The 10991-nt window shown below is 50.4% G+C and carries 14 protein-coding genes; 6 read left to right on the top strand and 8 right to left on the bottom strand.

Translation table 11 applies throughout. The features are described from left to right. Positions 1 to 104 precede the first annotated feature (104 nt). The 3 genes from RT340_RS18450 to RT340_RS18440 all read right to left on the bottom strand — a co-directional run bounded on the left by RT340_RS18450 (position 105) and on the right by RT340_RS18440 (position 1664). Positions 105 to 389: a hypothetical protein gene (locus RT340_RS18450; protein WP_313377454.1), complete on the bottom strand. Its 285-nt coding sequence runs from the start codon at positions 387 to 389 to the stop codon at positions 105 to 107. 119 nt (positions 390 to 508) lie between these two features. Further along, complete coding sequence (locus tag RT340_RS18445; protein WP_097119066.1) at positions 509 to 1150, bottom strand: LysE family translocator; 642 nt, start codon at positions 1148 to 1150, stop codon at positions 509 to 511. Positions 1151 to 1217: 67 nt separating this feature from the next. Further along, positions 1218 to 1664 (bottom strand): NUDIX hydrolase, encoded by a 447-nt coding sequence (locus RT340_RS18440; RefSeq protein ID WP_313377453.1) that lies wholly within the window; start codon positions 1662 to 1664, stop codon positions 1218 to 1220. A gap of 155 nt (positions 1665 to 1819) precedes the next feature. Here RT340_RS18440 and RT340_RS18435 point away from each other — a divergent pair, with 155 nt between their 5' ends. Continuing rightward, positions 1820 to 2209 carry a prolyl endopeptidase gene (locus RT340_RS18435; protein ID WP_097119064.1) on the top strand — a complete coding sequence of 130 codons (390 nt, stop codon included), beginning with the start codon at positions 1820 to 1822 and terminating at the stop codon, positions 2207 to 2209. A 56-nt stretch (positions 2210 to 2265) separates the two neighbouring features. Here the strand turns inward: RT340_RS18435 and RT340_RS18430 are convergent, their stop codons facing one another. After that, positions 2266 to 2619, bottom strand: coding sequence for a DUF1428 domain-containing protein (locus RT340_RS18430; protein ID WP_034829871.1), 354 nt, complete (start codon positions 2617 to 2619; stop codon positions 2266 to 2268). A 178-nt stretch (positions 2620 to 2797) separates the two neighbouring features. Here RT340_RS18430 and RT340_RS18425 point away from each other — a divergent pair, with 178 nt between their 5' ends. The 4 genes from RT340_RS18425 (at position 2798) to RT340_RS18410 (ending at position 7256) form a co-directional block, all read left to right on the top strand. Next, a complete protein-coding gene (locus tag RT340_RS18425; protein WP_313377452.1) occupies positions 2798 to 3481 on the top strand; it encodes a hypothetical protein in 684 nt (227 codons plus the stop codon). A 100-nt stretch (positions 3482 to 3581) separates the two neighbouring features. Then, positions 3582 to 4109 (top strand): outer membrane lipoprotein Blc, encoded by a 528-nt coding sequence (blc, locus tag RT340_RS18420; protein ID WP_097119063.1) that lies wholly within the window; start codon positions 3582 to 3584, stop codon positions 4107 to 4109. 455 nt (positions 4110 to 4564) lie between these two features. Continuing rightward, a complete protein-coding gene (locus tag RT340_RS18415; RefSeq protein ID WP_313377451.1) occupies positions 4565 to 5113 on the top strand; it encodes a hypothetical protein in 549 nt (182 codons plus the stop codon). Positions 5114 to 5540: 427 nt separating this feature from the next. Continuing rightward, positions 5541 to 7256, top strand: a complete 1716-nt coding sequence (locus RT340_RS18410; RefSeq protein ID WP_313377450.1) for an ABC-F family ATP-binding cassette domain-containing protein — start codon at positions 5541 to 5543, stop codon at positions 7254 to 7256. A 90-nt stretch (positions 7257 to 7346) separates the two neighbouring features. On the opposite strand, the gene RT340_RS18405 is transcribed toward RT340_RS18410, so the two are convergent. The 4 genes from RT340_RS18405 to RT340_RS18390 all read right to left on the bottom strand — a co-directional run bounded on the left by RT340_RS18405 (position 7347) and on the right by RT340_RS18390 (position 9826). After that, the gene (locus RT340_RS18405; RefSeq protein WP_211729023.1) at positions 7347 to 8150 is read right to left on the bottom strand and encodes an anti-sigma factor; all 804 of its coding nucleotides are present in this window, start codon (positions 8148 to 8150) and stop codon (positions 7347 to 7349) included. Continuing rightward, positions 8147 to 8614 (bottom strand): sigma-70 family RNA polymerase sigma factor, encoded by a 468-nt coding sequence (locus RT340_RS18400; protein WP_230599210.1) that lies wholly within the window; start codon positions 8612 to 8614, stop codon positions 8147 to 8149. The genes RT340_RS18405 and RT340_RS18400 overlap by 4 nt, the downstream gene beginning before the upstream one ends. Before the next feature lie 75 nt (positions 8615 to 8689). Continuing rightward, a complete protein-coding gene (locus RT340_RS18395) occupies positions 8690 to 9226 on the bottom strand; it encodes a tetratricopeptide repeat protein (RefSeq protein ID WP_082678128.1) in 537 nt (178 codons plus the stop codon). Positions 9227 to 9229: 3 nt separating this feature from the next. Continuing rightward, entirely contained in the window at positions 9230 to 9826 is a 597-nt protein-coding gene (locus RT340_RS18390; RefSeq protein ID WP_097119060.1) for a cytochrome b, read from the bottom strand. A 172-nt stretch (positions 9827 to 9998) separates the two neighbouring features. Here RT340_RS18390 and RT340_RS18385 point away from each other — a divergent pair. Beyond that, on the top strand, positions 9999 to 10991 hold a 993-nt coding region (locus tag RT340_RS18385; RefSeq protein WP_313377449.1), incomplete at its 3' end, for an efflux RND transporter periplasmic adaptor subunit.

Raw genomic sequence — 10991 nt, 5'->3', positions numbered from 1 at the left:
TGACTGTGCATAAAGCAAAAGCGTTGATGTCCTTGAGACAGTAACAATAACCCCGTCTCGGCACCCGCATCGAAACCACCGGCAAGCACGACCTCAGCACCAGCTTAACGGCTCTGGCTTAAAGGCACCGGCGCCACGTGAGGCAGTAGTTTTGCTGCGGTATGCAATTCATCCTCAAACAGGGATGTCAGAAATACCAACCCCGCCAGCGGCAAAGATGCGGCATTCTGCAACATACGTTGATAGCTTTCTGCTGAATCGACATTCAGCAACAGCGTCACTAAACCACGCGCGTTTAACTGGCGCGTCATTTCATTCAGCATCGTGACGGTATTTGGGTTGGTGAATTCATCGCTGACGATGCCGATGATATTGGGATTAACGGCCATGAACGAGCTCTCCTGCAACTTAGCGTGCGGTCATTATTTTGTAGGTAACGTAAGACACTTCACGTTACCCGATTAAGTCGCTATCGCCAATCATCAGACTTGCTGTCTCTTCTGCATTTTTAACGTCGGGTCAGGGCCAGGCGAATTCCCAGGCCAATGAATGTCATACCGACGATACGATCCAGCAGCTTTTGCAGCGTAATGTTGCGCGATACTGCACTCGCAGCACCGCCCGCCAGCAGGGCAAACGTCACATCAGTGATCAACCCAATCACCGCGTATGTTAGTCCCAACAGCAGGAAGGAACTCGCATGATAGTTACCCTCTACCACGACGAATTGTGGGAAGAACGAAATGAAAAACAATAACACTTTGGGATTAGTGATAGATGTAATAAAACCGCGTACTAAAAGATTACGTGTATTGGAGCGTGGCACCTGAGTCTGTGAGCGACATCCCTGTGGTTTGACAATAAATGTTTCCCACACCATCTTGCCACCTAAATAAATAAGATAAGCAGCCCCGATATATTTAATCGCTGTAAATAACATCGGCGAGGCGGTAATTAACGCCGTTAAGCCTATTGCACTGGCCAACGCATGCGTACAGCTGCCGAGCGCCACACCGCTCGCAGATATCACGCCGCTGCGTCGCCCATTGGCCACGCTTTGCCCGACCACATAAGCGAGGTCCGGACCCGGCGTGATACACAGCAGAAATACCGAAACGAGGAACAGGGGAAAATGGATGATATCCAGCATGTTAACTCCTTGTTGAAGTGGCGTTTATTGTACTGAGTATGGCCACGTAATCCAATCTGATGACGATTTATTTTGAGACAAAGTAACGAAGGTAGAGCTGATACTCTTCGCTCATATTATCGGGCATATCATCAGTGGTGAAGAATGCCAATGACAACCCCTCACTTTTATCATTTATTAAACTACCATGCCATTTTTTTGACCAGTAAAGGGCGGTGACAACATTGATTTCATCGTTATTATTAAGCGTAAAAGTAAATTCTTTGCCAGAAAAGACTTTCAAAAAATGAAGTTCATCGATATCAATATTCGTCTCTTCTTTCACTTCACGCACAGCGGTTTGTTCGAGGCTTTCACCCGGTTCCATCAACCCACCGGGTAGTCCCCAGCTTCCGTCTAATCGCTGTTGTAGTAAAATACGTTGCTTATCGTCAAGGATGATGACGTTCGCTCCCACAAGCAGCAACATACGATGTCCAACTAAGGTTCTCATCTCGCTGACATAGCTCATCATGTTCTCCATCCCGTTTAGAATTAAGAAAAAATAGCGTTAATTCATGACGATTTAGCAACGCCAATACACAATGCGCACGCATTGCGCCATCACTCTTTTGTCGCCGCTACAGTATGAGTGACAGGACTAAACCTCATCGTCATGGAGTTAAACTTGTGGCAACACTTACCCTACGCGTAGCGCGACCAGTTTCACAACTGGAGCTCAGTCGTGAACTTTATCAATCAGGATTGGGACTGGATGTGATTGGCGCCTTTGAAGACCACCAAGGCTTCAATGGCGTGATGCTGGGAAAAGCAGATGTGCCCTGGCATCTGGAATTCACACAATGCACTTCGCATCCGGTCATCCCTTCACCCTCATCAGAAGATCTGTTGGTGCTGTATTTACCCGAGCGTGATAGGTGGCAGCAAACATGCCAGCAAATGGTATTGGCGGGATTTGTACAGATTGATTCGTTCAACCCATATTGGGATCAAAACGGAAAAACGTATCAAGATCACGATGGTTATCGAACCGTCATACAGTGTCAGCAGTGGCCGTAGCCTCTCGCATGCCTGACCGCGACAGAAATGTGCAGGGCGCCGACGCGCCCTGCACATTACTCTTCGAGTAGAATCGAGAAACCGCCGTAAATCATTCTTTTGCCATCAAACGGCATGTTTTCGCCCATCTCTTTCATCCGCGGATCGGACATCATTTTCTGATTGGCCGCATCACGCACTTCACGTGAGGGATATTCAATCCAGCTGAACACCACTGTTTCTCCCTCTTCCGCTTTCACCGACCGATAAAAATCCGTGAGCTTGCCTTCAGGTACATCATCTGCCCAGCACTCCACGATGCGGGTGGCACCAAACTCCTTAAACAGCGGCGCTGCTTTGGCCGCCATGGCACGGTAATCCTCTTTATTAACTTCAGGCACCGCAACGACAAAACCATCTACGTACGACATAGGCTATTCCTCCGTCGTGCTGTACACGGCCGACAGTGACCGCAGAGTAAAGTGTACAAATGATGTGCAAATCATGAGCAACTGCAGCACTGAAACTGCGTGTTGTCTCGCAGATTCCTGCCTGCGGCCGAAATTGCGTTACACTGTGCACCTCGATAGTTACGCCATCAGGATAGTTATGCGCATCACCATTGATTCGGCCGATCAGCCGTTTATTCACCGTTTGCTCGGAGAAGAGATAGGGCAAGTGGATACCCAATCCAGCGACACGCGTTTACAACACGCCCTCGACATCGCTCGGCAGCAGAAAAATCACGAAGCGGAACTCGACTGGAAACGCAATGCGGTGTTTTTAGCGTTGTTTATTTCCCTCTATGCCATCCTGGGCGCCTCGCTGACGCTGGATCTCACCGCACAAGCACCCAGCCACAAAAGTTTGGTGTATGCATTAGAAGCTGTCCCCGTGCTGATCGCCTTTTCCGGTCTGTTTGTCTCGTTGTTATTCCTGTTCTTCACCCGCAGCAGCGCGCGACGCCTGCGCAGTTGGGATCAAGGCATTTTTGTGCTAGAGAAATACGTTGGCACCAACCTCTATAAGCAAATCAATGAGATGGGCGCTCGCACTACCAACTATTCACAGTCAGCCATTAACGTTGCGCTTGCCCTGTTTATTTGTGTGACCTGGGTGGTGATGTACAACTACTTCACCTTTACCACCAGCGGCGTAATTGGCAGCGTGATTTCTTTGTTTATCACCACCATGACCTACGTGATACTCGATATTCAGTTGTTAAAGTCAGGCACCTCTATTGCGATTGATGAGCCACTGATTCCGGCTGACGAAGATAAAGAGAAGAAATAATTCCCTGCATCAGGTGGCCTAAGGGCCGCCTCGATATTTCTGGCCTATAATCATGCTGACATACCCTTTAATACGGATCAGGATCGATAAAGGAGCAGTAATGAAAATATGGCCCATCGCCGCACTTGCCGCGTTATCGTTAACGCTGGTTGCCTGTAAATCCCCGACGCCACCAAAAGGTGTCACGCCTATCAGCCCTTTTGATGCCAACCGCTATTTGGGCAAATGGTACGAAATCGCCCGCCTGGATCACCGCTTTGAGCGCGGCAAAGATCATGTCACAGCCACTTATACTCAACGCAACGATGGCGGCATAAACGTGCTGAATCGTGGATATGATTCGGTGAAAAAAGAGTGGAGTGAGAGTGAGGGCAAGGCCTATTTCACCGGCAAATCGGATACCGCAGCGCTTAAAGTCTCCTTTTTTGGCCCGTTCTATGGCGGCTATAACGTGATCGCATTGGATGATGATTATCAATACGCGCTAGTGAGCGGTCCAAATCGGGGTTATTTATGGATCTTGTCGCGAGAGCCTAAGCTTCCGAATCAAGTGAAAAAACAGTACCTGGCTATCGCGCAAAGGCTGGGGTTTGATGTGGATAGGCTCATCTGGGTGGATCAAGGTTAAAACTGCACTCAGTAATGAAGTCATTCTACTTTCCATCCCTGTGTAGTTCAGCATAACCGGGCGTGAGATTCTGGTTATGCTGCAGCGTTGGGGTGGAGAATCTTCAATCGGCTTATGACCAATAACTTGCAGGCTTGCAACCTATCACGGGTTACCCCTTATTGGATGAGGAACACATCATTCAGTGAAAAGTGTACATGAATGATTTATTTGAACGAATCCCTTATTTATTAATCATATAACCAGGCATGTTTATAATGCGCTTCTCTTCGCAATATTGCCCTTTCAAAAAAGCTGCTAAAATACGTCATCGTCTATGATTTCATCAGTATAAAATATCTTTATCTGAAATTTCAAAGCTCTGATCATTCTGACTTGTCAATCAACATGTTGAGTCAACCCATCAGGTTCCTGTTCGCTTTTTTCATTATCGCATTGCCAGTGGTGAGGAAAAAATGAATGAAATAACAGAAGAATCCCCCAGAACAAATCTCAGATTATTATGGGGCTTACTGATTGTATTAACACTCATTTCGCTGCAGTGCCCAGCGAGCGAAATTAACCTATATTCCATCAACACGGGTTCCTACGTTTATCATCTGACCGGGAATCATGGGCAATACACTGAAAATTTTGAGAATAACTTCTTTTCGGTAGAAAGAAAATTGTCCGAAGATTCCACCTATAGCGTCCTGATCGGCACCATGAAAAACAGCTTTGACGATCGCTGTCTTGCGTTTGGGGTGAGAAAAGACTGGAAAACCTGGGATGATGGCTGGACCTTTAAAGGTATCTACGGCTACACCGGTGAGTTTTTTTTCGATGCCTTTAAGGATTGTGGCGATCACGGTTCCTATCACGACTTTAAAAAGGCCACCGGAATAGGATTCTCACCCTATATTTATCATGGCTTTCAATATAATTTCACACCCTATTTCGGCATTGAATCGGGGATTATTATTCCCTCGGTATTTGTTATCACCATTCAATGGAGCTTTAGATAAAATCTGAAATTTGACGTACTGATTTCTCCAGCTAATCGAGAATAATTGTCACTAGCTTGAGGAACCTGTTCAGGGGGAGATACCGTTGCACTACGCAAGTTGGAAAATCATATCTTTTGACCGGGCATGGCCTGTGGCTTCACAACATCGCGAATATTCTGTGGATAATGCCAGCCCAGGTGACTATCATCAACCCACCCTACTCACTACTGATAAATAAGGAGGATTACTATGCCATCGTGTGAATTGTTTATTTACTCACACTTTTATAGTAATTGGCCGCGCTCAGCTATCTCTGCATTCGTGCTGCGATAATCCGCCTGAGCGAAGTCTACTGAAATTCTCAACCCTTCCTCCGGCTTACCGGGTTGTCGTCAGCAGTTTTTGACGTCAGGCGTTCGCATGCCTGCAACTTATGAGTAAGCACATGAGCACATTACTATCCGCACACGCTGTCGGCTTTGATAACGCCTTCGGTACCCTATTTCACGACATCAATTTCAGCCTCAAAAAAGGTGATCGCATTGGGCTGCTCGGTGATAACGGCACGGGAAAAAGTACCCTGCTAAAAATCCTCAGCGGTGAACTTGCAAGCAGTCAGGGCAGCGTTACGTTAGCCAACCACTGTTTGCTGGCGCGAATTGAGCAACATCTTCCCCCTCTGCTCCAGCAAGCCACGCTGCTGACAAGCGTGATTGCGCGTCTGCCAGAACAGCAACAGGTCAGTGAAGCCTGGCGAGCGGAAGCGCTACTCTCTTCGCTGGGGTTCGATGCTGAACAGCATACCCAAACGGCAGCCACGTTGAGTGGCGGTCAACATATGCGGTTACTGCTGGCGCGTGCACTTATTCTCCAGCCTGATCTGCTGTTACTGGATGAACCCAGCAACCATCTGGATCTTCCAACGCTGCTTTGGCTGGAACAGTTCCTGATAAATTGGAAAGGCAGCTTTGTGCTGGTGTCACATGACAGCACCTTGCTGGATCAGGTCACCAATTGCAGCTGGATCCTGCGCGATCAAACCCTGCAATTCTTCCGCCTGCCCTGCTCCGCTGCCCGACAAGCGCTGGCCCAGCAGGATGAAACCGATGCGCAACGTTATCAGGCAGAACAGAATGAGATTGAGCGCGTCGAAAAAAGTGCCAAACGGCTGGCAATTTGGGGACGTACCTACGACAACGAAGGTCTGTCGCGTAAAGCGCAGCAAATGGAGAAACGCGCCAGTTGGTTGAAAGAGGCACAAACCACGTTGACCGAAGGCAGCTTATGGCGCCTTCAACTGCTGGGAGAAGCGCTGGATGCCGATCGGGTGCTGGCGCTGACTGAAATGCACATTCGCCCAGCGGAGAACGCGCCTGCGTTGTTTTCGTTACCCAGCCTGCAGGTTAAAAGCGGCGACCGCATCGCCATAGTGGGCCGCAACGGCAGCGGGAAATCTTCGCTGCTGCGCCAACTCTGGCTGGAATACCAGCGTGAGACCACCACACTGTTTCATCCGCGTGCAAAGCTAGGTTATTACGACCAAAGCCTCACGCAATTGCATGATGAGGAGAGCCTCAACGAGGCACTGGCGCATTTTGCCCCTCTGAGTGACGACCAGCGAAAGATGGCTCTGATAGGTGCGGGGTTCCCTTATCTCCGTCATCAGCAATTAGTGGGCTCGCTGAGTGGCGGTGAACGCTCACGTCTGCTGTTTGTCGGGCTGACACTCGCGCGCTATTCCTTATTGCTGCTGGATGAGCCTACCAACCATTTGGATATGCTGGGTAAAGAGGAGTTGGCAGCCGCCCTCAATCAGTTCGAGGGCGCGGTGTTGCTGGTGTCGCACGATCGCAATCTGATCGCCAGCAGCTGTAACCGTTTCTGGCTGATTCAGGATCAGCAACTGAGCGAGTGGCATGACTTTTCACAAGTGACTGAACTTATGGGGGCCGAACAACCGTCAGAAAAAAGTGTTGCTAGCGTTCAGCCCGTGGCGGCCGAATCGCATAACGACGAGGAGGAACTACTATTGGCCTTGTGCGATTTAGAGAGCAAGCTTGATGAAGATATGATGCGAAAGCCTAAACATCAAAAACCGACGTTGCAGACACAATGGCGCGTTGAGATTGCGCAGTTGAAACAGCTGCTGGGGATCTCGTAAGCGTTCTGCCGATAAAAAAAGCCCCTACGATATTTTGATGCAGTGTCGTAGGGGCATAATCGGGGGCGGTTCAAAGGTTGCCTTGTACATCTACACCAGAGCGGCGCTCAACACCTGCGCCGCTCGTTTTAACTGATCAGCAGGATTGCGCCCAATCAGCACGTACTGATATCCGCTGCGATGCCACCACACCAGATTCATACCGTGCCGTTTTTCCTGCGCCAATGCACTCTGTTTACTCGCATCTTCCCGCGAAATACACAGGGCCATCGGACCGTAATTGCTGTGATTCCAGGCGATTTGAGTGATCAGTGAATCGTCGTAGCGCAGCATACGCACACTTTTCAGGCTCGCTTCAGGAAGCGTCAATTGCTCAGTCGTCAGACGCAGATCGAGGTCGCGCGCCGTGCGTTGTAATGAACGCGCTAACACCTGTGGCGAACTGTCGACATCCGTCAACGTTTCCGGGCTATAGAGCGACATATATTGTGCTTCCAGTTCACGTATTCGCGCGCTCTCATCCTGTTCAGCTTTCGCGACGGGTCTGGCCCAAAAACCGACGGCACTGCCCACCAGCAGAAAACTGACTGATGCTGCGATCAACGCACGACGGCTAACCTGAACAGTCTCTTTTTTCGGTGCGGACGGCGTGTTGTCCAGCAGGTACGCCAGTCGTGACTCCATACGCTCCAGCGGCGCCTCATCCAGCATTGGCGCGAACGCATCCGCAAAAGGTTGATTGCTTTTCATCAGCTCAGCCGTCCGTGCTGACAACGTTTCACTGCGCTTTAGTTCGTTTTCAAACGCCTGCGCATCCTCCGCGCGCATTTCACCATCCAGCCAGGCAACGATAGCTTCGTCGGCATAGGGCGAGGTAAATCGTGGTGCATTCACAAGCGTTTCTCCTGTACCGCAGGCCGCGCTGTCACTGCGCTGGCTAAAGTAGTGCGTGCCGCAGCGAGGCGGCTCATGATGGTTCCAATCGGTACGGCCAGCGTGTCGGCGGCTTCCTGATAGGTAAAACCCTCGACATAAACTAAAAATACCGCGTTGCGCTGTGCCTCTGGCAACTGCCCAACCCGTTGCATCACTTTGGCATATTGCATGCGCTGTTCATTGTGTTGCTGATGGTCGGGAGCGAGCAATTCATCACTCTCGACGAATCCCTGCCCCATGCGTACCCGCTGCGCGCGCAGTTCGTTGATCCACACGGAGTGCAGCACGGTGAACAGCCAGCGATCGATGCGTGTGCCCGGTGTGTACTGGGCGCTGCGTTCCAGCGCCCGGACACAAGTGGACTGCACTAACTCTTCGGCCACATCTTTATTACGCGATAACACCATCGCGTAACGCCACATACGCGTCAGATGCGCCGCCAGATGTTGACGGACTTCAGTGCTGGTAATGTTTCTATCCTCCGTCAACAGCGGTCATCAGGACTCAGGGTGACCATTAATGGCCGCGTGCAAATCCTGATACTCTTCACACTTCACACCGCACAGCGATTTGATGATAGTGAGCTGCTCTTTAGCCAGATCCGGTCGGCCTTTGATCATCCAGGCTTCACCTAAATATTCACGCACTTTGGCATATTTGGGGTCTAGTGCGATCGATTTCTGATAGTAACGCATCCCTTCGTCGGTGCGGCCCAGTTTACGTGTGGCGTAGCCGCGATAATTCCATGCCTCTTTGGTGTTCTGATTGTGCAACGTATCCAGTAACGTCAGCGCAGCTTGATACTCGCCTTTTTTCGCCAGGTGGTAGGCGTAATTCGTCTTATCCTCATCACTCAGCATGCTGGTTTTTTCCGGCACGCAGGATTTGGTTTTGCTGTCATAAACCTGCCCTTTCGGACAGTCCGGGGTTTTCTTGTCACTGTCGTCATCGCCCATGGCGAATGCAGTCGGTGCATGTAACACCATCAGCAATACTGGCACGGCAAACCAGCGAACCTGATTCATCATCTTCATCATTCATTTATCCTCGCGGAGGGGCATCGAATCGCGCAACGGCAGCATACGGCGCAGCACGTTGTCACGCAGAACGTAGTGATGGAGTAACGCCGCCAGCGCATGCGCGCCTGCCAGGCTAATCAGCGCCCAGGCAACGTTATTGTGTAATCCCGCCAGCGTGTGACGCAGTGCGGTATCGACATGAATAAAGGTTGGAATATCGAACAGGCCAAAGAAATCAAACGGTTCCTGTTGCGCCCAACGAAACAGAAAACCCAATACAACCTGAGTGAATAATAACAGGTACAACAAGCCATGAACGGCATGCGCGATGATGCGCATCGGTGTGTTGCTTTCAGCTGGTGCCACGGCCAAATGCGTCTGACGTTGGCAATAGAAACGCCACAGTGGGCGCACAATCATCACCAAAGCCAGCAAAATGCCAAAAGAGATATGCCAAGCCTGTAAACCCTTGCGCAGCGGTGTGCCCTTTTCCAGTTGTTCCCAAATGTGCGCCGAGGCAAACAGAAAAATGACGCTAAACGCAGTGATCCAGTGCAGCGTCATGCTGAAAGCGTCATAGCGTTGACGTGAGTTTTGGCGGGCCGGAGCGGACATAGCATTTCCCAAATAGTGAGTGGTTTAGGGGTAAACAACTCAACGACGATTTCTATTCGAAAAATTTTCATTTTTTTCTCAACGCACCCAACTTAATGCAGAAATCCTGACGAATTTTCTCCTGTTTGTTGCATTTAGTGATTACTATTCTCGCTTCATTAAAGGGATGCTTATGTTGAATACCTCTAAAAAGCGGCTTTTGGTCGCGATCGCTATTTTGGCGATCATTATTCTGGTCTGGGCCTACAGCAGTTCAAGACCAAAACCGAATCCACTGGTCACTGCCGTGGTGCGTCAAGGCGACATCGAAAACGTCATCGCTGCGACCGGCAAGATGGACGCTATTGAGCGCGTCAATGTCGGTGCGCAGGTTTCAGGTCAGGTGAAAAAGCTCTATATCAAAGCCGGAGATAACGTCAGTAAGGGCGAGCTGATCGCTGAAATTGACGACCAGCCACAGCGCGGTGATTTACGCAACGCGCAGGCTGCACTGAGCGTCGCGCAAGCCGATCTGGAAACACGTGAAGCGACGTTGGTCAGGCAGGATGCGCAGTTCAAACGCCTGCAGCAAATGATTAAAGCCAACCTGGTGTCACGTCAGGATTTTGACGAAGCGGCAGAAGCGTGGAGCACCGCACGTGCTGAGTTGACGGCGCAAAAAGCGCGCGTCATTCAAGCACAAATTGAGGTGGACAAGAAGCAGCTCGATCTCAGCTATACCCGCATCATGGCACCGATGGATGGCACGGTGATCGCCATCGTGACCAAACAGGGCCAGACGGTTAACGCCGCGCAGAGCGCGCCGACCATCGCCAAGCTGGCGCAACTGGGCACCATGACCATTAAAGTGCAGGTTTCCGAAGCGGACATCACCAACATCCACCCCGGCCAGCAAGCCTGGTTTACCACCTTCGCCAATCCCGATAAACGCTACAACGCGACGCTGCGTAGCATTGAACTGGCACCCGAATCAGTGATGAAAGATGATGCCTTGATGGGCAACAGTGAAAGTACGCCGGCCAGCAGTACCAATGCCGCCATTTATTACAATGCGTTACTCGATGTTCCCAATCCCGATAACACCCTGCGCATCTCAATGACCGCGCAAGTTAATCTGCTGCGCGACACTGCGAAAGACGCGCTGTTGATTCCGGTACAGGCAACG

The organism is Pantoea sp. CTOTU50773 (genome assembly GCF_032082325.1).
Classification (GTDB): domain Bacteria; phylum Pseudomonadota; class Gammaproteobacteria; order Enterobacterales; family Enterobacteriaceae; genus Pantoea; species Pantoea communis.
This window is presented reverse-complemented; position numbering and strand designations above follow the sequence as displayed.